This window comes from Streptomyces sp. NPDC001770 (genome assembly GCF_053596135.1).
This window is the reverse complement of sequence record NZ_JBSFFN010000023.1, coordinates 26,858-47,820: the sequence shown is the minus strand read 5'-3', so window position 1 is coordinate 47,820 and position 20,963 is coordinate 26,858. Positions and strand designations below refer to the sequence as shown.

23 protein-coding genes are annotated in these 20,963 nt (G+C 71.8%); 10 read left to right on the top strand and 13 right to left on the bottom strand.

Annotated elements, in window-relative coordinates; genetic code table 11:
• Positions 1-419: 419 nt before the first annotated feature.
• The 3 genes from ACWCSV_RS21005 to ACWCSV_RS20995 all read right to left on the bottom strand — a co-directional run bounded on the left by ACWCSV_RS21005 (position 420) and on the right by ACWCSV_RS20995 (position 3,281).
• Positions 420-1,508, bottom strand: coding sequence for a PP2C family protein-serine/threonine phosphatase (locus ACWCSV_RS21005; RefSeq protein WP_451144334.1), 1,089 nt, complete (start codon positions 1,506-1,508; stop codon positions 420-422).
• A 403-nt stretch (positions 1,509-1,911) separates the two neighbouring features.
• Positions 1,912-2,556 carry a DedA family protein gene (locus ACWCSV_RS21000; protein ID WP_451144332.1) on the bottom strand — a complete coding sequence of 215 codons (645 nt, stop codon included), beginning with the start codon at positions 2,554-2,556 and terminating at the stop codon, positions 1,912-1,914.
• A complete protein-coding gene (locus tag ACWCSV_RS20995) occupies positions 2,553-3,281 on the bottom strand; it encodes a class I SAM-dependent methyltransferase (protein ID WP_451144330.1) in 729 nt (242 codons plus the stop codon). The genes ACWCSV_RS21000 and ACWCSV_RS20995 overlap by 4 nt, the downstream gene beginning before the upstream one ends.
• A gap of 132 nt (positions 3,282-3,413) precedes the next feature.
• On the opposite strand from ACWCSV_RS20995, the gene ACWCSV_RS20990 reads away from it, so the two are divergent.
• The 3 genes from ACWCSV_RS20990 to ACWCSV_RS20980 all read left to right on the top strand — a co-directional run bounded on the left by ACWCSV_RS20990 (position 3,414) and on the right by ACWCSV_RS20980 (position 6,037).
• Entirely contained in the window at positions 3,414-4,559 is a 1,146-nt protein-coding gene (locus ACWCSV_RS20990) for a sensor histidine kinase (protein WP_451144328.1), read from the top strand.
• On the top strand, positions 4,556-5,206 hold the full coding sequence (locus ACWCSV_RS20985; protein ID WP_451144326.1) for a response regulator: 651 nt from the start codon (positions 4,556-4,558) through the stop codon (positions 5,204-5,206). The genes ACWCSV_RS20990 and ACWCSV_RS20985 overlap by 4 nt, the downstream gene beginning before the upstream one ends.
• A 477-nt stretch (positions 5,207-5,683) precedes the next feature.
• Positions 5,684-6,037, top strand: a complete 354-nt coding sequence (locus ACWCSV_RS20980) for a hypothetical protein (RefSeq protein WP_451144324.1) — start codon at positions 5,684-5,686, stop codon at positions 6,035-6,037.
• A 142-nt stretch (positions 6,038-6,179) separates the two neighbouring features.
• Here the strand turns inward: ACWCSV_RS20980 and ACWCSV_RS20975 are convergent, their stop codons facing one another.
• On the bottom strand, positions 6,180-6,512 hold the full coding sequence (locus ACWCSV_RS20975) for a hypothetical protein (RefSeq protein WP_451144323.1): 333 nt from the start codon (positions 6,510-6,512) through the stop codon (positions 6,180-6,182).
• Positions 6,513-6,834: 322 nt separating this feature from the next.
• On the opposite strand from ACWCSV_RS20975, the gene ACWCSV_RS20970 reads away from it, so the two are divergent.
• Complete coding sequence (locus tag ACWCSV_RS20970; RefSeq protein WP_451144321.1) at positions 6,835-7,227, top strand: DUF6281 family protein; 393 nt, start codon at positions 6,835-6,837, stop codon at positions 7,225-7,227.
• 209 nt (positions 7,228-7,436) lie between these two features.
• Positions 7,437-8,114, top strand: a complete 678-nt coding sequence (locus tag ACWCSV_RS20965; RefSeq protein WP_451144319.1) for a hypothetical protein — start codon at positions 7,437-7,439, stop codon at positions 8,112-8,114.
• Between the two features lie 83 nt (positions 8,115-8,197).
• Here the strand turns inward: ACWCSV_RS20965 and ACWCSV_RS20960 are convergent, their stop codons facing one another.
• The gene (locus ACWCSV_RS20960) at positions 8,198-8,590 is read right to left on the bottom strand and encodes a hypothetical protein (protein WP_451144317.1); all 393 of its coding nucleotides are present in this window, start codon (positions 8,588-8,590) and stop codon (positions 8,198-8,200) included.
• Complete coding sequence (locus ACWCSV_RS20955; RefSeq protein WP_451144315.1) at positions 8,587-8,832, bottom strand: hypothetical protein; 246 nt, start codon at positions 8,830-8,832, stop codon at positions 8,587-8,589. The genes ACWCSV_RS20960 and ACWCSV_RS20955 overlap by 4 nt, the downstream gene beginning before the upstream one ends.
• A 146-nt stretch (positions 8,833-8,978) precedes the next feature.
• Between ACWCSV_RS20955 and ACWCSV_RS20950 the strand changes: the two genes are divergently transcribed.
• Positions 8,979-9,818, top strand: coding sequence for a helix-turn-helix domain-containing protein (locus tag ACWCSV_RS20950; RefSeq protein WP_451144313.1), 840 nt, complete (start codon positions 8,979-8,981; stop codon positions 9,816-9,818).
• Positions 9,790-10,020: a DUF397 domain-containing protein gene (locus ACWCSV_RS20945; RefSeq protein WP_451144311.1), complete on the top strand. Its 231-nt coding sequence runs from the start codon at positions 9,790-9,792 to the stop codon at positions 10,018-10,020. Before ACWCSV_RS20950 ends, ACWCSV_RS20945 begins: the two co-directional genes overlap by 29 nt.
• A gap of 22 nt (positions 10,021-10,042) precedes the next feature.
• Here ACWCSV_RS20945 and ACWCSV_RS20940 read toward each other — a convergent pair whose 3' ends face one another.
• From ACWCSV_RS20940 to ACWCSV_RS20920, 5 genes are all read right to left on the bottom strand, one after another.
• Positions 10,043-10,792 carry an HNH endonuclease gene (locus ACWCSV_RS20940; RefSeq protein ID WP_450771445.1) on the bottom strand — a complete coding sequence of 250 codons (750 nt, stop codon included), beginning with the start codon at positions 10,790-10,792 and terminating at the stop codon, positions 10,043-10,045.
• A gap of 5 nt (positions 10,793-10,797) precedes the next feature.
• Positions 10,798-12,234, bottom strand: coding sequence for an AAA family ATPase (locus ACWCSV_RS20935; RefSeq protein ID WP_451144309.1), 1,437 nt, complete (start codon positions 12,232-12,234; stop codon positions 10,798-10,800).
• A 450-nt stretch (positions 12,235-12,684) separates the two neighbouring features.
• Positions 12,685-13,524 (bottom strand): sugar phosphate isomerase/epimerase family protein, encoded by an 840-nt coding sequence (locus tag ACWCSV_RS20930; RefSeq protein ID WP_451144307.1) that lies wholly within the window; start codon positions 13,522-13,524, stop codon positions 12,685-12,687.
• Positions 13,521-14,663, bottom strand: a complete 1,143-nt coding sequence (locus ACWCSV_RS20925; protein ID WP_451144305.1) for a dihydrodipicolinate synthase family protein — start codon at positions 14,661-14,663, stop codon at positions 13,521-13,523. The genes ACWCSV_RS20930 and ACWCSV_RS20925 overlap by 4 nt, the downstream gene beginning before the upstream one ends.
• Positions 14,660-15,811, bottom strand: a complete 1,152-nt coding sequence (locus ACWCSV_RS20920; RefSeq protein ID WP_451144303.1) for a Gfo/Idh/MocA family protein — start codon at positions 15,809-15,811, stop codon at positions 14,660-14,662. The genes ACWCSV_RS20925 and ACWCSV_RS20920 overlap by 4 nt, the downstream gene beginning before the upstream one ends.
• 116 nt (positions 15,812-15,927) lie before the next feature.
• Here ACWCSV_RS20920 and ACWCSV_RS20915 point away from each other — a divergent pair, with 116 nt between their 5' ends.
• Positions 15,928-17,016 (top strand): LacI family DNA-binding transcriptional regulator, encoded by a 1,089-nt coding sequence (locus tag ACWCSV_RS20915; protein ID WP_451144302.1) that lies wholly within the window; start codon positions 15,928-15,930, stop codon positions 17,014-17,016.
• A gap of 157 nt (positions 17,017-17,173) precedes the next feature.
• Positions 17,174-17,962: a sugar phosphate isomerase/epimerase family protein gene (locus ACWCSV_RS20910; RefSeq protein WP_451144301.1), complete on the top strand. Its 789-nt coding sequence runs from the start codon at positions 17,174-17,176 to the stop codon at positions 17,960-17,962.
• Positions 17,963-18,048: 86 nt separating this feature from the next.
• Here the strand turns inward: ACWCSV_RS20910 and ACWCSV_RS20905 are convergent, their stop codons facing one another.
• Positions 18,049-18,975, bottom strand: a complete 927-nt coding sequence (locus ACWCSV_RS20905) for an EamA family transporter (protein WP_451144299.1) — start codon at positions 18,973-18,975, stop codon at positions 18,049-18,051.
• Between the two features lie 116 nt (positions 18,976-19,091).
• Here ACWCSV_RS20905 and ACWCSV_RS20900 point away from each other — a divergent pair, with 116 nt between their 5' ends.
• Positions 19,092-20,000 carry a LysR family transcriptional regulator gene (locus tag ACWCSV_RS20900; protein WP_451144297.1) on the top strand — a complete coding sequence of 303 codons (909 nt, stop codon included), beginning with the start codon at positions 19,092-19,094 and terminating at the stop codon, positions 19,998-20,000.
• Positions 20,001-20,155: 155 nt separating this feature from the next.
• On the opposite strand, the gene ACWCSV_RS20895 is transcribed toward ACWCSV_RS20900, so the two are convergent.
• Positions 20,156-20,962: an ABC transporter permease gene (locus ACWCSV_RS20895; RefSeq protein ID WP_451144295.1), complete on the bottom strand. Its 807-nt coding sequence runs from the start codon at positions 20,960-20,962 to the stop codon at positions 20,156-20,158.
• Between the last annotated feature and the right edge of the window lies 1 nt (position 20,963).

The following is a 20,963-nucleotide window of genomic DNA, read 5'->3' as shown; positions in this document are numbered from 1 at the left end:
TGCTCACCACCTGCACGCCCACCGCGTGGCCACGCGCCACCTCTCTGGTGGCCGATCGCCCGCCGGCCGAGTTCCGTCGTGGTGACGGATGTTGCGCCGCGCCGGGCACCGGATACGGGGCCACCGCCGGACTCGCCGCCCCGACGAGGACGGCCGTGCCGCGCTTCGGGCTTCCGAGCCCGTTGCTCGGCGCCGGGCTCCGCCGGGCGGCAGCACCCCTCGCGAACCGACGCGAGCGACGCCGCACGGCAGGTTCGGAACGGACCGGACGTCCGGCCTGGCAGTCGCCGTACGGTCCGCCACTCGACCGCGCGCACCGCGGTCGGTGGGCGCCCGTACCGGGGCTGGCCGACTCCTCGTCCGCCGTACGGCACGGATTCCCGTGCGGGCGCTGCGAGTGATCCGGGAGCAGGCCCGGGTCACGCCAGGGGCGCGGCGGGACGCTCGATGACGATCATGGCGGCGTCGTCGCCGAGCTGCCCGCCGACCCAGGCCATCAGGTCGCGTCGGAGGCGGCCGAGGAAGGCCTCCGCGTCGCGCTCGGCCCAGCCGGTGACGCGCTCGGCGAGTGGGTAGAAGGCGCCGGTGGCGTCGCGGGCCTCGGTGACGCCGTCGGTGTACAGCAGCAGAAGGCTTCCGGGCTCGAACGGGAAGCTGTCGACGTGGTACCTCGGGTGCACCAGTTCCCCCAGGCCCAGCGGAGGCGCGGGGTGGAGGACGTCCATCGTCGTCGGCCGTCCGTCGCGCAGGACGACCGGCGGCGGATGCCCGCAGGCCACCATCTCGACCCGGCCGTCCCGGTCGGGGATGTCCAGGACGGTGGCGGTGATGAACGTTTCTCCGTAACGGCTGGTCTCACCCGGCTCCATGAGGTCCCAGCACACGCTCCGGTCGAGGTAGCTCACCAGCTCGGCCAGGCTCGACCGGCGGTGGGCCGCGACGCGGAACGCGCCGAGGAGCAGGGCGGCGTCGTTCACCGCGGTCATCCCCTTGCCGCGTACGTCTCCGACGATCAGCCGGGTGCCGGAGGCGGTACGCGCCACCGCGTACAGGTCCCCGCCGATCTGCGCCTCGGCCTCGGCGGCGAGGTAGAGCGAGGCGACGCGCAGCGGTCCGAGCCTCGCGGGCAGCGGCGGCAGGACCACGCGCTGGGCGGACTCGGAGACGTACCGTACCTGCGCCAGTTCTTTCGCCCGGCGCTCCCTCAGTACGCAGAAGATCACCAGCAGCACACCGACCAGCACCAGGGAGACGACCTGGGCCTCGTGGTTGGCGGAGAGCAGTTCGTCGGGATCGCGCACCAGCCCGATGACCGTCTGTGAGATCACCGCCAGCGCGGCGATCAGCCCCACTGTCCAGGGCCCGGCGAACGACGCCGTGATCGCCGGAGCCGCGACGAGCAGCGGCCCCAGGTGGATGTCGGACGGGGCGAGGGAATCGATCACCGACACCACGACGATCCAGAGGATCGGGACGGCGATCAGGAACCGGCTCCGGCTCCCGCGCACCTCCCGGCCTCGCACCTGCCGGCCTCGCACCTCCCGGCCTCGCACCTCCCGACGAGGTCCTCCGCGGCGCTGTGACATGACTCCTCTCTACACCGCCCTCCCCCGGCTCGCACGCAGGGACGGGCGGGGCGGCGGCCCCTTTGCGGGCGGGGTGACCGCGGCGGGCCCGGGGCCCCGCCACCGCCCTCCACGACGTGACGCCTCCGAGCGACGAGCGGACCGGCGGAACGCCATGCCCCGCCCTGAGGCCGGGCCTTGACAGGGTCCCGCCGGACAACGGCCGATCCGAACCAGCCGGCGAGGGCGATCGCCGTCGACGAAGCGGCAGCCACGGCCGCCTGACGGGCAGGACCATGCGCGCCGAGGGCTGTCCCGTGACGCCCGGACAGGGCCCAGCGGATCTTTAGGTGCGCAGGGCCGGGGTGGAGTGCCTCCCACGGTCGGCGGAACGTGCTCGGCTGCGGATTCTGCTGCCGCCCAGGACCGCGGCAGTGATCACTGCGGCGCCGGCGGCGAGGGCCGGGCCGCCGTAGGTGATGACGTGCCGGAGGGAGGTGGCCGCGATGTATCCGGTGGTGGCCTCGACACCGGCCCACAACGGTGCGGCGAGCAGGCTGTAGGGGGCGACGCGCCGGTAGGGCAGGTGGGTCGCCCCGGCCAGGTGCGGAGTCAGGGTGCGCACGACGGGGACGAAGCGGGACAGGAACACGGCCTGACCGCCGCGTCGGGCCATGAGCTCTTCGGTTCGCTGCCAGGCGGCGCTGGGGATACGACGGCCGAGGCGGCCGGCGCACAGGCGACTGCCGAGCAGACGTCCGGTGCGGTGGCCGAACGCGTCCCCGGCCACGACCGCGCCCGCGGCGGTGGCGATGACCGGAACGAGGCTCAGGTCGCCTTCGCGGGCGAGGGCGCCCGCGGCCAGCAGGAGGGTGAGGGTCGGGATGAACGCGCCGAGCAGCAGCACGGACTCGGCGAGCACCGCGGCGGCCAGGATCGCGTAGGCGGCCGGAGCGGGCACGTGGCCGATCAGTCCGGTCAGCGTGGTCACGAAGCGACGCCGGCCCTGATGTCCGGCGTTGCCGGGGCGGACGAGCGGGCGGGGCGGCGCAGCTGCCAGACGTTGGCCGGGGGCAGGTTGCCCCATACGGTCCAGCGGCCGGTGGCGTACCGGCGCTGGTAGCCCGCGAGGACCTCTTCGACGGCGCGGTGGCGGCGGGCCTGGGCGCGGGAGGCGGTCAGGGCGCGGGCCCAGCGGGTGCCGCGGTAGGCGAAGTAGGTGAGGGTGCCGCCCGGGTGGAGCAGATTCATGTACCGGTCCATGATCGTCTCGACCTGGTCGGGGGCGAAGTTGGTGAACGGGAGACCGGAGACGATGACGTCGTAGGGGCGGTGGGTGTCGAGCTGTTCGACGAGGGTGTGGTGGACGCGGGCCCGTTCGCTCCCGCCGGCCAGTTGCGGATGGGTGTGGACGAGCTGCCGCAGCCGGGAGGCGAAGCGTGCGTTGGCCTCGACGATGTCCAGCCGGCTGCCCGGGGAGAGGCGGGAGATCAGGGTGCGGGTGACGGAGCCGGTGCCCGCGCCGGCCTCCAGGACGTTCAGAGGCCGCGTTCCGTGCTCCTGGACCGGGTCGGTGAGCAGGCGGGCGAGCGCTCTGCCGCTGGGTGCGATGGCTCCGGTGGTACGGAGGTCGCGGGCTGCTTCGAGGAGGAACATCCAGCCCTCGGCGTTGCGCCGCGCGAGGACACGATCGTGTGAGGCGGTCCAGTCGTCCATGGCTTCGACGCTAGAGACGGCCGCTCTCCTGCGGATCATCCCTTGTGCTCCCGCCTCCTCCTACGAAAGTAGGGGGAGGCCAGGGACGAATGATGGCCGTGAAGCAGACGGCCGCCTGCCTACGCTGCACAGGTGAAACGGGAGAAGAGCCACCGATGGGCCGTGTACGGACGCTGTGGCCTGGTGGTGTTGCTGACGCTGGCCGCTGTCCAGAACACGGCATCGAGTGCCGGCGGCCAGTACGGTGCCGTCCGCACGGCGGTGGTGCTCGCATGCGGGATCGTGCTGCTGCTGCGACGCGGCCCCTGGTGGCTCGCCCCGGCTCTTACGACGGCGGCGGCCGGCGTGTGGGGGTGGCCCATGCTCCCGCTGCTCCTGCTGGCCCTGTTCGACCTCGCCGCCCGTCGGCGCATCCTGGCAGCCGTGGTCTGCGCCGGCGTAGCGCTCACCGGCAACGCCGTCCTGCACCCGGTGGCGTCCTTGTGGAGCCCGCAGCCCTACGGTTCGGTGCTCTTCGTGCTGCTCGCGGTGGTGGGCGGGCTGTGGATGGGAAACCGGCGTCGCCTGGTCGAGGCGTTGAATGCCCAGGTGGAGCATCTGCGGACCGAACGGGAGCTACGCGAGCAGGCCGCCCGCATGGCCGAGCGCTCCGCGATCGCCGCGGAAATGCACGACGTACTCGCCCACCGGCTCAGCCTGATCGCCCTGCACACGGGCGTCCTGGCCACGAAAAGAGACGTCCTGCCACATCCCGTCGTAGAACGTCTCAGCCTGCTGCGCACCGCTTCCACCGACGCGCTGACCGACCTGCGCGACGTGCTCGGCGCCCTGCGCACCGAAAACCCCCCGGCCACCGACCGGCCCGCACCGGCGCTGCGCGACGTCGAAGAGATGATCGGGCAGGCACGGGCCGCCGGACAGGCCATCGACACGATCGTCGAAGGCATTCCGGAGCAGGCTCCCGCGGCGCACCGACTGGCCGTCTACCGGCTGGTCCAGGAAGCACTGACCAACGCCCGCAAGCACGCCCCCGGCGCGCCCGTCCGCGTCCGCATCGACTACGGGCCACCCGCCACCCTCATCGAGGTCACCAACCCTCCCGGCACCCCTCTCCGCGGCGCTCGGGCGGTTCCTTCGGGATTCGGCCTCATCGGTCTGCGCGAGCGCGTCGAAACACTGGGCGGACACCTGAACGCCGGGCCCGGCGGCGCCGGCACCTGGCGACTGGCCGCCCGCATCCCCCATCCCGCCACCGAACAGAACGGTCCCCGCACGTGATCCGCGCCATGGTCGTCGACGACGACGCTCTCGTCCGCCTAGGACTGACCGACCTCCTCGACAGCGACGAGGACATCGAGGTCGTCGCCCAGGCCGCCGACGGGCTGCACGCCGTCGAGCAGGCCACCGCCCACCGCATCGACGTCGCCCTGGTCGACGTCCGCATGCCCCGCATGGACGGCATCGTCGCCACTCGGCGGCTGCGTGCCCTGCCCCACCCGCCGAAGGTCATCACCCTGACCACCTTCGACCTCGACGAGTACGTCTACGACGCACTGGCCGCAGGCGCCGACGGCTTCCTCCTCAAGGACACCGACCCCGCCGAAATCCTCCGTGCCGTCCACCTCGTCGCTGCCGGTTCCGCCCTCCTCCACCCCACCGCCGCCCGCCGACTCATCGACCGCTACCACCACACCGGCCGCCCCCGGGCAATCGAGGCCCGGAATCGCATCGGCACCCTCACCCCCCGCGAAAAGGACGTCCTGGCCCTGCTCGCCGAAGGAGACACCAACGCCGACATCGCTATGGCACTCGGCATGCAGGAGAGCACCGTCAAATCCCACGTCAGCCGCATCCTGGCCACCCTGGGCGTCACCAACCGCGTCCAAGCCGCACTCCTGGCCCGGGACGCCGGCCTGACCCCCTGAGTGTCCGCCCGGCGTCATCACCAGCAGGTACGTACGAGCCCGTCGGAGCTGCCCCCCGAACCCCGCAGCGGGGCGGCTGTACGCTGCGCCGCCCACTGGTACGAGAACCGGGACAGCCGGGACAGCCCAGGTGGAGCAGGACGAGACCGCAGGCCGCGGCGGCGCCGAGGGGGCGCAGTGCCGCGTCGAGGAGGCCGAGGAGGAGGCCGACCGCACCAGTCGGCGAGGGCGGTCGGGTGCGCGAAGGCCAGGACCGCCGGCCACACAGCCCTGACCGCACTCGACGTTCGACGAGAACGCTCAGGCTTCGCCGCGGCAGGTCCATGGGCGAGGGGAACCGCGCTCAGCGGCCGCCCCTGCCCCGCCCGCCGAGAACCGAACGTACGTCCGGCGCGTCACTATGCTGCGGAACGCATCCACGCCGTCGCCGTCTCCTCCGTGCGGCCCGGCACCATTCCTTGCCGCAGAGGACCCGTCATGCCCGCTCTCCGTCCGTCCGGCCGCCGTATCGCCGCCCTGGCCGCCGCGTCCGTCGCCGTACTGCTCCTGACCGCCTGCGGCGCGGACCCGGTGCACGGGACGATCACGGAGAAGGAGTACAAGCGCGGCACCACCACGTACACCAACGAGGCGGTCACCCGCAGCGAGTGTTCCTCGACCACGAAGAAGGGCAAGACCAAGAAGTCCTGCCACCAGGTGAAGACCGGCGCCACCAAGCGCGTCGCGCACCACAAGGACGAGTGCTACCAGATCGAACTGGACAACGACGCGCACGAGTTGTGCATATCGAAGAGCAAGTGGAACAAGGTGCGCGTCGGCGACAAGTGGTGAGCAAAGGGAGCCCGGAGTCGCGTCGGACGGTGACCGGTGTCGGCGCCGGAGGGCTGTCCGCCCAGGGCGCCCACGTCGACTCCGGTGGCGGTGGCGTCCAGCCCTACGGGCTCACCCCCGTACTCCGCGGAACGAGCGAGGATCAGTCGCCGACGAACCAGAGATAGCTGCCCGGGGTCTCCGAGCAGGACCGCAGCAGAGCTTCGAGGTCGCGGACGGCCGCCGTCCGGGACGGTGTCGAGCACCGCTCCAGCAGGTCGGGCACCTCCCGCAGGGCCGCCTGCGCCTGTTGCTCGTTGAACAACGTGTCGCCGTACGGATCCACCTGCCCAAGGTTGCCCTGGTTCTTTCGCAGACCGTGCAGCACGTCGGCCAGGCTGTCGCCGTGCTCGTAGGAACCACGGATCAAAGTCTCCCTGGACCGGCGCCACTTCAGAACGGGTCTGGTCGCGTGCAGTTCCATCTCGGCACCCACCGCGTTCCCTTCGGTCGACCGCGCCGAGCCACCGGATGACCGGCGCCCCGTACAGCGGATGCGCCCGCACGCGGGCTCGGCGCACAGCGAGCCATCCTCGCGCCCCAGTTGATCCTTGCCGGTCGCCCCGGGCCGCAGGATCACATCCCGGGAAGAAACAAGGCGCGAGAACGGAACCCGATCTACGTCGCCCACGTCGAACCGCGGAAGTCGACGGCCTCACCGCTCCGTACGGGTCCCATTCCCGTGCCGGGAGACGGCGGGGTCACACGGCGAGGGGGAGCCATTGCCCTCGCCGCGCTTACTGAGGGGGGGGACACTCATGAGTTGGACCAGGCGGTCAGCCGGCCTGCTGACGGCGGCGGTCATGGTGACGTCGGTGGCCGCGTGTGCGGGCGGGAGTGGTGGCGGCGGGGCGGCGCAGTGCGTCGCCGAGTACACCTACCAGGGCAGTCCGTACCGGGACGTGGCGAACGTGGAGTTCTCCGTCGGGAAGAAGCTCGGCGTCGTCACGTCGACACCCTGCGACGACACCGGCGGACCGGGCAAGGGCGAGGAGCCGGTCGACACGGGGACGAACGCCTATGAAGTCGACGGCATCTCCACCGAGGTCGCCATCGCCGTCGGGGACACCCCGGAGACGAGCAGGTTCTTCGCCGTGAGTTCCGGGACGGAGCTCCCGCCCGAGGTGCAGAAGCTGGTGGACGGCTCCTGATCCGCACATGATCCGGAGCGCGGGGCCCGGTACAGCTCGGAAGCCGACGCCGTACCGGGCCCCACCGGACCGGACATCCGCGCAACGGCTTCTCGCAGCTTGCCTGTCGGGGCTGGGAAGGGAAGGGGCCACCGGCTGAAGTCGATCACCCATGCGGGTGAGTACACGTACTCAAGCCGGGCGCGCGGGGGCGACCGGAGACTCGGCGCATGACACACACCCGCGCCTCCATCCGCGCGTTCACCCCTCGCCGGCGCGGTCTCGCGGCTTTCGCTCTCGCCGCTCTGGCACTCACCGGCTGCGGAACCGAGCCGAGTGGCAGCGCCGCGCCGGCCGAGTCGGCAAGCAGCATCGTCTCCGCTCACCCGTCCCCTACCCAACCGCCTGCCGGACAGGCGGCGTTCGCGGCGATGATCGATGCGTACGCGCAGGGGTGTCCTCCGGCCGACGGGACCCCGCCGGTACCCGCTGCCGAGAGGCTTCCCGTTCCGAAGGCGGCGCCGAGTCTCGCCCCTGGGGAGACTCCCCCGACCGACGCGATCGAGCCCGGCGCCCCCACGGGGCCCGAGGCGGAGTTGTCCGCTCGCGACTGGTGCACGGCCGGTCGCCACGAACAGGCGGTCCACCAGGCGCTGTACACGATCACGGAACCCACCCCCGCCAAGGTCCGGGATGCCTTGAACCGCCTCGGCTACGTCGACGCGCGCATCCACGCCCTCAGCCAGGACGGCAGGACCACCCGCTTCTACCTCGACCTGCGGGAGAGCGGCGGACAGCTCTGCGTGTCGGGTCTCGCGGCGGGCGAGGCAACGAATGTCACCAAGTGCGTGGCCCGCGCCGACGGCCCGTTCACCGTCACGACGGAAGAGCCGCCGGAGCAGTCGTGACGGTGGTCCGCGCCGTGGGCGAAGACGCCTCGGCGTGGGTGGGTCCCGGTATGAGCGGTGAACGCGGTTGGCACCGCAGGAGCTCACCGGGAGCCGGCGTCGACGCCTTCGACGACCTCCGCAGTGTCAGGGATGTCGTCATCGTCATCGTCATCGCCGTAGTCGAGGTCGTCGTCCTCACTCTCGACACCCAGCCGCGCACCCCGGCTCTCCGCGATGCGTTTGACGTCCCGGAGCGCCTCGCTCAACCGGTTGGCGAGGAACCGGTACTCCGCCCCCGTGACCCGCCGGTCATCCAGCAACGCGGCGGCGTGGTCGAGCAGGTCGCCCGCCATACCGAGCTGGACGCTCTCGATGTTGTCCGCCATCCGCGAGACGTAACCCGTACCGTCCCCCATCACCCAGCACTGCTTGCCCCCGTCCCCCGTCCACGGCAGCAGCCGGAACGTACTGTGTGCGCGATGCTCCTCGATCATGCCGCGACCTCCGTCACGGGGGCGGGGCGGGCGGTCGCCGCGATCGGCTCGGCACGCCATTCGTGCGCCAGGAGGTAGGGCCGGATCAGCTGCGTGTCCTCGCCGCGCAGGGGGCGTTCGCCGGTACGGCGGGTGGTGGGGCCGCAAGGGTGCGGGCGGGGGTCCGGGGCGGGGCGGGCTGACCGGGCGGGGCGCACCAGCCGCCTCAGCGAGCCGGTGAACCGGCGGACGAGGTCCTTCATCTCTGCGCGTTCTCCTTCTGACGACGGCACCCACGAACGGGTGCGTTCCGTGGTGAATCCATCACAGAGTGAGGCGGCCGCTGGCTACGCTGCCAGGGGTTTGGGCTTGACAGCCCACCCGTCAGGAACAGGGGAGTTGGTGCCGCATGGTTGTGGAGCAAAAGCCTCGGACTTTGAGGGAGAGGTACGGGGCAGAGCTGCGCCTACGACGGTTGGCCGCCGGCCTGACACAGGGGGGATTGGCCGCCCAATTGCTCTGCTCATCAACTCTGGTCAGTCATTGGGAAGCGGGCCGACGGCTACCGAACCCGGATGACGCCCAGCGGATCGACCTTGTCTTAAAGACGGACGGCTTCTTCTTCCGTTGGCTGGAGGACCTGGACGCCCGATTCGCGCAGTACTTCCAAGCGGTGATCGAGCTGGAGCGCGAGGCCATTCAAATCCGCAACTACGGCTCCCTCCTCATTCCTGGTCTGCTTCAGACAGAGGCATACGCACTTGCGGTGTTCCAGGCGTACCGACCCAACCACTGTGCCGATCCACTTGACGAGTACGTTGTCAAGCGCATGGAGCGCGGTCGGTTGCTCACTGAATCATCGACTCCGGTAGCGTGGACGCTGCTGGACGAGGCGGCCCTCCGGCGCACCACTGGCGGGCCAGGCGTCATGGCGGAGCAGTTGCACAAGGTGGCGGACATGGCCGAGGCCGGTCGCCTGCGACTGCACGTACTGACTTTCGCGTCGGGGGCCCACGCTCTGCTGGAGAGCATGCTCTACCTGATGGACTTCGCCGATGCGAGTCCGATCGCCTACGTAGAGGGAATCCTTACCGGCCATCTGATGGACCAACCCGCTGAGGTTGAGGCGTGCCAGAGGGCGTACACACTTGCCTTGAGTGAGGCGGCGTCATGCCAGAAATCAGTAGCCCTCGTCAGAAGGATCGCAAGGGAGTACGAGCATGCACACCACGAAGAACAGGATCACTGACATCGAGAAGATCACTGGTTGGTACAAGTCCACTTACAGCGGCGGAGGTGGCGGCGCCAGCGACTGCCTCGAAGTAGCAACCGGCCACCCCACCGTCCCCGTCCGCGACAGCAAGGCCGCCAACGGCCCCGCGCTCGTCTTCTCCCCCGCCGGTTGGTCCTCGTTCGTCGCCGCCGTCAAGAGCGGTGAACTCGTCGACTGACTGGGCCCGTTACCCGTACGTCTCACGCCCGCGCCAGAAAGCTCGCCCGTAACTCCGGGTCCCGCAGCAGCGCCAGGGTCTCCTCCTCGCCGTCGAAGAGCAGGTCGGCCGCCGGGTGCGCGGACTGGTGGAACATCGCGGCGAGTACGTCGGCGAGCGGGCGGTCCCAGGCGACGCGGGCGACCTCGTCGGCCTTGGTGTGCTGGCCCCGGTCGGTGGCTATGCGCCAGAGCTCGACGGACTGCTTGGCCGTGGCGTAGGCGGTACGGCGCCCGGCGACGAGGACGCCGCGCCGGTTGAGGCCGAACACGTCTATGCAGGCGTCGCCCTGGGCGCTGAGACCCCGGTACGTACAGAGCGGCAGCACCAGGCGCAGGTGGTTCAGGGGGTCGTCCAGGGTGGGGTCGAGGAGGAGTGCGCGGCCGGTGCTCGCGTCGCGCGGGAAGAGGTCGCGCTTCTGGTTGCTGTTGCAGTAGGAGCAGGCCAGCAGGTAGTTGGTCCAGTCGAAGGTGCGCAGCGGGGCCTGGCTCTTCGGCTCGAAGTGGTCGATGTCGGTGCCCTGGCTGTCGCCGCAGTACATGCAGCGCTGGTGGCCGGGGGCCATGTCGGTGAGGGCGGCGAGGACGCCGGGGCGTACCCGTCTGCGTACGGCGAAGCGGCCCCAGAGGCCGATGGCGGTCGCCTTGCGGTCGGAGGCCGCCGCGTCGGCGATCTGCCGGGTGTACGTCGCTAAGTGTTCCTGGGTGTCCAGGGGCAGTTCGGGGCGGGTCATCCGGATCACTTGGCCTCGCCGGCCTCTCGGTTCCCGGCGGTCTCGTCCTCGTACCCGTCGGTGATGTCGTGGACCTGGTCGGCGATCCGGTACAGCCGGGCGGAGACCTCGTGGGCGCGGGCGGTCGGGGAGCTGGACAGCAGGCTCTTCAGCTCCTTGTACCGGGCGACGGTCTCGGGCGAGGTGTCGCCCTCGTACACCTTGGACTCCAGGGCGACGAACTCGGCGCGGGCGTACTCGGCGCGCTCCGAGTACGGGGTGTCGAGGCCGAAGAGGTCGGAGAGGACGGCGTCGTCGCCGCTGCCGTAGACGACGCGTTCGTACAGGTCGGAGGGGACGACCTCGGGGGCGGCGTCCTCGTCGACGCCGGGCAGGCGGATCAGGCCGCCGGGGTCGGCGGCCTGGCAGATGTAGGGGCTGTGGGTGGTGACGATGAACTGGATGTTGGGGAAGTGCGTGGTCAGCCAGGGGCCGATGCGGCGCTGCCAGGAGACGTGGAGGTGGGCGTCGATCTCGTCGATGATCACGACCCCGGGGACCTGGAGCGGGCTCGGGCCCTCGCCCTCGCCGCCCCGGCCCAGCGCGTGGTCCCCGAAGGCGTCGTGGATCTGCTTCAGCAGGTCGACGACGAGGGCGGCGACGGTACGGAACCCGTCGCTCATCTCCCGCAGCGGGAAGCGGTGTCCGCCCCTGGTCACCCAGAGGCCCTCGGAGTCGACGTCCTTGATGCGGTAGCCGTCCGGCAGGAGTCCGTCGCCGAGGACGGAGAGGGCGGCCTCCTTGAGGGCGAGTGCGCCCTCCCGGCCTTCGAGGGCGCGCAGATGCTGTTCGATCAGCCAGGCCACGCCCTCCGCCAGCGAGGCGTCCTCGTGGAAGAGGCTCGCCTGCCGGGCCACCGGACCCGAGGCCAGCATCAGGCGCTGTACGTCGCCCGAGCCGCCGGCCATCCGCCGGAACGGGCCGTACGCGGCGCAGAACCAGCCCACCGGGTTGTCGGCCCACGGTCCGCGCTGGGCGGCGCTGGCGCTCTGGGTACGGGAGTTGCTGCGGATCTCGCCCAGCGCGGGCTGCGCGCTCTTGCGCCCGGCCGCCGATTCGCCGGGGGGCGTCCAGCGCAGGCCCGTACCGAACTTGTTCTGGGTGCGGCCCGAGGCGGTGAACTTGTCGAAGTCCTTGTCGCGGACGATCTCCGCCGAGGCACTGCCCGACTCCGCGCCGCGCGTGACCCAGTTCTCGAAGCCCTGGACGAGCCCCCGGGCGGCCACCGGGCCGCTCAGCGCGAGCGCCAGGGCGCGCAGCAGGGTGGTCTTCCCGGCGCCGTTGCGGCCGGCGAGGACCGTCCAGCCCGCGTGCGAGCCGTCCGGGCGGGTCAGGGTCAGGTCGACTTTTCGCGGTCCGTTGAACGACTTGATGTTCTCGATGGTGACGCGGGAGACGTACATGGCTGCTGACGGTTCCTTCCGGGGCGCGGGAGTCCGTGTCGGGCAAGGAGAGGCCGGCGCGGGCGGAGTCGGAGGGGTGGACCGGGGTCGGCCCCGTCGCGGACGCGGTGCGGGCACGCGCACGGACGCGGTGGCGGATGTCCGAGTTTACGAGGGATGGGGGGCGGGGGCGTAGCCATCTGCGGCCGGAAACTGAGACGCGGTCAGCGGCACCGGAGGGTGAAACGCGTGAGGCGGCTGGAGGGCCGGGCGGGCAGGCGCCCGCCCTCGCCCCAGAAAAGCGAAACGGGCCCGGCCTCGCGGCCGGACCCCTCTCGCTTTCCCCCCGTCGGGCCTTCCCGTTCCCCCCGGACCCCTCCCCCGGAAGTCCCGACGCAGAGTGTGACCGGGCAGGGATGCCAAGGGTTGTACGCCTTGACCATTCCTTTGCCAGGACCTCTGGAAGCGCTCTCAGCAGGCGTGTTCCTGGAAGCGGGAGACCACCTCGGCGAGGACTTCGCCGCCGTCGCGGGCCCAGAGACCCTCGTTGAAGATCTCCACCTCGATGGGGCCGTCGAAGCCCGTCGCCTCCACCAGGGTGCGCAGGGCGCGGAAGTCCACGCTGCCGTCGCCGAGCTGACCCCGGCCCAGCAGGACACCCTCGGGGAGCGGGGTGATCCAGTCCGCCAGCTGGAAGGAGTGGATACGGCCGGCGGCCCCGGCGCGGGCGATCTGCGCGGGCGCCTGGTCGTCCCACCAGACGTGGTAGGCGTCGACCACCACGCCGACCTGCTCGGCCGGGAAGCGCTCGGCGATGTCCAGCGCCTGGGAGAGGGTCGAGACCACGCACCGGTCCGACGCGAACATCGGGTGCAGCGGCTCGATGGCGAGGCGGATGCCGCGCTCGGCCGCGTACGGGGCCAGCTCGGCAAGGGCGTCGGCGATGCGTTCGCGGGCGCCCGCGAGGTCCTTGCTGCCCTCGGGCAGGCCGCCCGAGACGAGGACCAGAGTGTCCGTGGAGACGCCCGCAGCCTCGTCGATCGCGGCGCGGTTGTCGTCCAGGGCGCGGGCCCGGGTCGCCGGGTCGATGGCGGTGAGGAAGCCACCCCGGCAGAGGCTGGTGACGGTGAGGCCCGCGTCGGCGAAGAGCCGGCCGGCGCGCTCGACGCCGTACTTCTGCACCGGTTCGCGCCAGAGGCCGACCTGGCCGACGCCCGCCTTCGTACAGCCCTCGGCGAGTTCTTCCAGGGACCACTGCTTGATGGTCTCCTGGTTGATGGAGAGACGGCCTGCATTGCTCGGGGTGCTCATCGGGTTCCTCCCTGGACGGTCAGCAGGGCCCGCATCCGGCTCTCGGCCAGCTCGGGGTCGGGGAACAGGCCGAGGCGGTCGGCGAGTTCGTACGCCTTGGCCAGGTGCGGCAGTGAACGGGCCGACTGGAGGCCGCCGACCATCGTGAAGTGCTCCTGGTGCCCGGCCAGCCAGGCGAGGAAGACCACGCCCGTCTTGTAGAAGCGGGTGGGCGCCTGGAAGAGGTGGCGGGAGAGCTCGACCGTCGGGTCCAGCAGGTCCCGGAAGCCCTGGGTGTCGCCGGTGTCCAGGACCCGTACGGCGTGCGCGGCGAGCGGGCCGAGCGGGTCGAAGATGCCGAGCAGGGCGTGGCTGAAGCCGCGTTCGTCGCCCGCGATGAGCTCGGGGTAGTTGAAGTCGTCGCCGGTGTAGCAGCGGACGCCGCTGGGCAGCCTGCGGCGCACGTCGATCTCGCGGGCCGCGTCGAGCAGCGAGATCTTGATGCCGTCGACCTTGTCCGGGTGCTCGGCGATGATCTTGAGGAAGGTGTCGGTGGCCGCGTCCAGGTCGGACGAGCCCCAGTACCCCTCCAGGGCCGGGTCGAACATCGGGCCCAGCCAGTGCAGGACGACCGGTTCGGTGGCCTGGCGCAGCAGGTGGGCGTACGTCTCCGCGTAGTCCTCGGGGCCCTCGGCCACCGCGGCGAGCGCGCGGGAGGCCATCAGGATGGCCTGGGCGCCGCTCTCCTCGACGAGGGCGAGCTGCTCCTCGTAGGCGGCGCGCACCTCGGCGAGGGTCGCCAAGCCGGTCAGCTGGTCGGTGCCGACCCCGCAGGCGATCCGGCCGCCGACGGCCTTGGCCTCGGCGGAGGAACGGCGGATCAGTTCGGCGCCACCGGCCCAGTCCAGGCCCATGCCGCGCTGGGCGGTGTCCATCGCCTCGGCGACCCCGAGCCCGTGCGACCAGAGGTGGCGGCGGAAGGCGAGGGTGGCGTCCCAGTCGATCGCGGCGGGCCCGTCCGGGCTCACGTCGGCGAGCGGGTCGGCGACGACGTGGGCGGCGGAGAAGACCGTGCGCGAGGCGAGCGGGGAGCCGCCGGGGGCCAGGTCCAGGGGCGTGGTGCGGGGCTCGTACGCCCCGTGCGGGAGGTGGATCGTCACAGCGACAGCTCCGGCACGTCGAAGCGACGGCCCTCGGCGGCCGACTTCAGGCCCAGCTCGGCGAGCTGCACGCCCCGGGCACCGGCCATCAGGTCCCAGGAGTACGCCTCGTCCAGGACGACGTGGCGCAGGAAGAGCTCCCACTGCGCCTTGAAGCCGTTGTCGAAGGTGCCGTTGTCGGGGACCTCCTGCCACTGGTCCCGGAAGGACTCGGTGACGGGGAGGTCCGGGTTCCAGACCGGCTTCGGGGTGGCCGAACGGTGCTGGACGCGGCAGTTGCGCAGGCCCGCGACGGCGGAGCCGTGGGTGCCGTCGACCTGGAACTCGACCAGCTCGTCACGGTTGACGCGCACGGTCCAGGAGGAGTTGATCTGGGCGACGGCGCCGCCCTCCAGCTGGAAGATGCCGTACGCGGCGTCGTCGGCGGTCGCGGCGTAGGGCTTGCCCCGCTCGTCCCAGCGCTGCGGGATGTGCGTCTGGACGTGCGCCTGCACGGTGTTGACCTTGCCGAAGAGCTCGTGGAGGACGTACTCCCAGTGCGGGAACATGTCCACGACGATGCCGCCGCCGTCCTCGGAGCGGTAGTTCCACGAGGGGCGCTGGGCCTCCTGCCAGTCGCCCTCGAAGACCCAGTAGCCGAACTCGCCGCGCACGGAGAGGATCTCGCCGAAGAAGCCGCCGTCGATGAGGCGCTTCAGCTTGAGCAGACCCGGCAGGAAGATCTTGTCCTGGACCACGCCGTGCTTGATGCCGGCGTCGCGGGCGAGGCGGGCGAGGTCGAGGGCGCCCGCCACGTCGGTGGCGGTGGGCTTCTCGGTGTAGATGTGCTTTCCGGCGGCGACGGCCTTCTTGATCGCCTCGACGCGCGCCTGGGTGACCTGGGCGTCGAAGTAGATGTCGATGGTGTCGTCGGCGAGGACGGCATCCAGGTCGGTCGACCACTCGGTGAGTCCGTGCCGGGCGGCCAGCTCCTCCAGCGCGTGGGCGCGGCGGCCGACGAGGACGGGCTCGGGCCACAGCACGTCGCCGTTGCCGAGGTCGAGGCCGCCCTGCTCGCGGATCGCGAGGATCGAGCGCACCAGGTGCTGCCGGTATCCCATACGACCCGTCACGCCGTTCATGGCGATGCGCACAGTCCTGCGAGTCACGAAAGTTCCCTCCATCGGCCGTAGCAAGCGCTTTCTATCGTGTATGAAGCTAGCCTGCCGACAGCGGCCCGGACAAGAGGGGCGCCGCGACCAACCTCCGAGGAGAACGAGAAACGATGACAGTCACCCTGGCGGACGTCGCGGCACGCGCCCGGGTGTCCCCGGCCACCGTCTCCCGCGTGCTCAACGGCAATTACCCCGTCGCCGCCACCACCCGCGAACGCGTGCTGCGCGCCGTGGACGACCTGGACTACGTGCTCAACGGCCCGGCAAGCTCGCTCGCCGCCGCCACCTCCGACCTGGTCGGCATCCTGGTCAACGACATCGCCGACCCGTTCTTCGGCATCATGGCGGGCGCGGCTCAGTCGGAGATCGGCGTCCCCGGCGACGGCACCTCCCGGGCGGGCGGCGAGAAGCTCGCCGTCGTCTGCAACACGGGCGGCTCCCCCGAGCGCGAACTCACCTACCTCACCCTCCTCCAGCGCCAGCGCGCCGCGGCCGTCGTGCTGACCGGCGGCGCGCTGGAGGACCCGGCACACCAGGCGGCGATGGCCGCGAAGCTGGGGCGGCTCGCCGACGCGGGCACCCGGATCGTGTTCTGCGGGCGGCCCCCGCTGCCCGAGAACGACGCGGTCACCGCGGCCCTCACCTTCGACAACCGGGGCGGCGGCCGACGCCTCACCGAGCACCTGATCTCGCTGGGCCACCGCCGGATCGGTTACGTCGCGGGCCCCCTGGAACGCACCACCACCCGCGAGCGCCTGGAGGGCCACCGCGCCGCGATGCGCGCGGCGGGGCTGCCGGCGGAAGGCTCCGACGGGGACGACCGGCTCACCGTGCACGGCCCGTACGACCGCCGCTCCGGCTACGAGGCCACCCTCGAACTCCTGCGCCGCGAACCGGGGGTGACCGCCGTCGTCGGCGCCAACGACTCCGTCGCCCTGGGCGCGAGCGCCGCCGTACGCGAACAGGGGCTGCGCATCCCCGAGGACGTCTCGGTGGCCGGCTTCGACGACCTGCCGTTCTCCGTGGACGCCGTCCCGGCCCTGACCACGGTCCGGCTGCCGCTGTACGAGGCGGGGGCGCGGGCGGGACGCCTGGCGATGGGCACGGAGACCCCGCCGCCCGGCGGCATCGCGACGATCGCGGCGGAGCTGATGGTGCGCGGGTCGACGGCGCCGCCGCGCGGGGACCGGCCGCTCTGAGCGGTGCCGCCACCACCCCGTAGAAAGCGCTGTCTGTACGGTGGCTCACGCATCTGGTTCCGGGCGGTGGGCAGGGGTACGCGTAGCGTCCGGGGGATCGCGTGGATCGCGCGGGACCGATGACGCGGCAGTACGGACCGACGGAAGGAACACGCACGTGAAGCTCGCTTTCTCGACCCTCGGAGTGCCGGGGACGCCCATCGACGAGGTCGTCCGGCTGGCCGTCGAGCACGGCTACCAGGGGGTGGAGCTGCGCGCCCACCCCGAGGAACCGGTGAACCCGGGGCTCTCGCAGCTCGAACGCGCCAAGGTGGTCACGGAGTTCGAGAAGGCCGGCGTGGAGATCCTCACCGTGGCCGGGTACGTCCGGGTCGCGGCCGAGGGGGACGACGACGCGATCGTGGCGCAGGTCGCCGAACTGGTGGAGCTCGCCCACGACCTCGGGGCGCCGTACGTCCGGGTGTTCCCGGGCGGCGGCGACCAGAACCCGGAGGCCGCCGACGCGGCGGCCGCCCGGAGGCTCGGGGCCGCCGCCCCGCACGCCGCCGACCGGGGCGTCACGATCCTGCTGGAGACCCACGACTCGCACCGGGCCGGAGCCGAGGCGGCCCGGGTCACGGGGACGGTGGGGCATCCGAACGTCGGGGTGATCTGGGACGTGATGCACACCTGGCTGTCGGGCGAGAACCCGGTCGACAGCCAGCTGGTGCTGGCCCCTTACCTCGGGTACGTACAGGTCAAGGACATCGCTTCGGCCGAGGACACCACCCCGCTGGCCCTCGGCGAGGGCGTGCTGCCACTGGTGGAGTGCCTGGACACCCTGGCGCCGGACACCTGGGTCTGCTGGGAGTACGAGAAGCGCTGGTACCAGGGCATCCCGGAGCTGCCCGGACTGCTGTCCGCCGGGCGGGAGTTCCTGCTGCGGGCGGGCGCGCCCAAGCAGTAGCCCCGGGACGTACGGGCGCGGGTCGTACGGGCGCGGGTCGTACGGGCGCGGGACATACTGCCCCGGGACGTACGGGCGCGGGACGTTCAGGCCCGCGCCTCCCGCACCTCCCGCGCCTCGGGCGCGGCGGCCTGCGGTACTCCGGTCGCGGGCTTCCGCCACCGCCCGCCCAGCGAGGTCACCGCCACCCCGCCGACCAGCAGCGCCGCCGCGCACCACCGCAGCGGGCTCACCGACTCGTCGAGCAGCAGCGCCGCCGAGGACATCCCGAAGACCGGGACGAGGAGGGTGAAGGGCGCGACCGAGGACGCCGGGTGGTGGCGGAGCAGGTAACCCCAGGCGCCGAAGCCGAAGACGGTGGAGATCCAGGCGACGTAGACGACGGTCCCCGCACCGGTCCAGTCCATCGCGGCGAGCGCGTCGGTGTCCCGGTCCCAGCCCTCGAAGAGCAGCGAGAGGCCGAGGAGGGGCAGCACGGGCACGGTCGAGACCCAGACCATGAAGTTGAGGGAGTCGGGCGGGGCGGCCTTGCGGGTGAGGACGTTCGAGACGCCCCAGAACGCCGCCGCCGCGATCACCAGCACGAACGCGAGCACCGGGCCGCTCGCCCCCTCGTCCGCGGCGGCCACCCCGATCCCCGCGAGCGCCACCGCCATCCCCGCCACCCGCACCCGGCCCGGCCGCTCGCCGAGGGCGAGCGCGGCGAAGAGCGCGGTGAAGACGGCCTGTACCTGCAGGACGAGCGAGGAGAGCCCGGCGCCCATCCCCTGGTCCATGCCGACGAAGAGCAGCCCGAACTTGGCCACGCCGAGCGCGAGGCCGACGCCCACGGTCCACTTCCAGGCGACCTTGGGCGGCCCGACGAAGAAGACGGCGGGCAGCGCGGCGATCAGGAAGCGCAGCGCGGAGAAGAGCAGGGGCGGGAAGTGGTCGAGGCCGAGCTCGATGACCACGAAGTTGACACCCCAGAGGGCCGTCACGAGGACGGCCAGGGCGATGTGGGAGGGACGCATGGGCCGAGCATCGCCCGTCCGCACTCTTTAGCACCAGCGCGGCTTTCTTCATGGTGAACTTGAGCATTGCTGAACAATCAGTCACTGAATCACGCGTTCTCCTCCGGAGGTCCCCGATGCTCGATCTCGCCCGGCTGCGCGCGCTGCACGCCGTCTCGGTGCACGGCTCCGTCGCGGGTGCCGCCTCGGCGCTCGGCTACACCCCGTCCGCGATCTCGCAGCAGATCACCAAGTTGGAGCGGGAGACCCGGACGACCCTGCTGGAGCGGCGCGGGCGCGGTATCGCCCTGACCGAGGAGGCGCTCCATCTCGCTTCCGCCGCGCAGGAGTTGCTGGCCATCATGGAGCGGACGCAGACGACGCTGGAGGAGCGCCGGGGGCTGCCGACAGGGCAGTTGTCGATCGGCGCCTTCGCCTCCGCCGCGCGCGGGCTGCTGCCGGGCGTGCTGGCCGGCCTGGAGCGCGACCACCCCGCGCTGGAGGCCCGGCTGACGGAGGTGGACCCGCATCTGTCGGTGGACCTGGTGGCCAAGGGCGTGATCGATCTGGCCGTGGCGCACGACTGGGACATCGCGCCGCTGCCGGCGCCGGACGGGCTGGAGCAGGCGGTGATCGGCGACGACCGGTGCGATCTGCTGGTGCCCGAGGGGCACGTGCTGGCGGGGCGGGACGCGGTGCTCCGGGAGGAGCTGGCGCGGGAGCGGTGGATCTGCCAGCCGCCCGGCACGGTCTGTCACGACTGGCTGGTCCGGACGCTGCGGGCGGCGGGGTACGAGCCCGACATCCGGCACCTGGCGGAGGAGAACCACACCCAGCTCGCCCTGGTCGGCGCCGGGCTCGGGGTGGCGATGATCCCGCGCCTGGGGCGGGGGCCGCTGCCGGAGGGCGTGGTGGCGGTGCGGCTCGACCCCGTACCGGTACGCAGGCTGTACGCGCTCTGGCGGGCGGGGGCGGCCAGGCGCCCGGCGATCACGGCGGCGGTGGCGGAGCTGGGGGCGCACGGGCGGGCGATCGGGCTGACCTGAGGCCCCTGCGCCGTCACCTGCCCGGAACCCCGCCACCGCCGCCGCCCCTCTCCCGGGTGGCAGGGGGGACCGGACGGACGGCAGGTGGCCGTGTGGCCGGCGGACGGCCGGGGGGCGACGGACGGCCGCGAGGGTGTCGTCGGCGGGGCGGAGTCTCAGCCGTTGACGCCGGTGTACCGGCCGAGGCTCCTGAGGAAGAGCAGCCGGGACGCGAGGAATCCGGCCAGGCCGACGAGTGGGGACGCCGCCGCCACCCACAGGGGCACGCCCAGCGTGGCCCCGTTCCCCGTCACCACTCCGGCCGGAAAGTACGCGATGAAGGCCAGCGGCAGCGCGAAGGTCAGGGTGAGGGACGCCGCCTTGGGGAGGATGCCGAGCGGGTAGTTGCCGAAGGTCCCCAGCAGCTCGTCCAGCCAGTGGCCCCAGTACGACGCCGCCGGGAAGTGCAGCGCCGCGCTCAGCACGGCGGTGTACAGGGCGGCCTCCATCAGCATTCCGCCCAGTACCCCCGCCACGAGGAACGCGATCCGCCCGGCCGTCCACTCCGGGGTGCTGCGGGCCAGCGCACCGGCGAACAGGCCGATTCCCACGGCGAGGTCACCGATGGCGTTCGTGGGAAAGGAATGCAACTGGATCTGCCGGTAGACCGGCATCGGGCGCAGCAGACAGACGTCGATGAAGCCTTCCTGTACGCGGGACGCCAGGACGAGCACCCGGCCGAAGAAGAGCACGAACAGCCCGTGGGACAGCATGCGCATCGCGGCGATGAGCAGCACGTCCGAGGCCGCCCAGCCGCCCATTCCCGAGAACTGGGCCAGCAGCACCGTCGCGAAGACGATGACCGACACCTGCCAGATCACCCCGATGGCGATCGTCATCAGGAACTCCGCGCGGTATTCGAGCTGAGCCCGGAAGTTGAGCCTGGTGATGTTCCACGCGACCGCGAGGGGTGACTTGGGCATG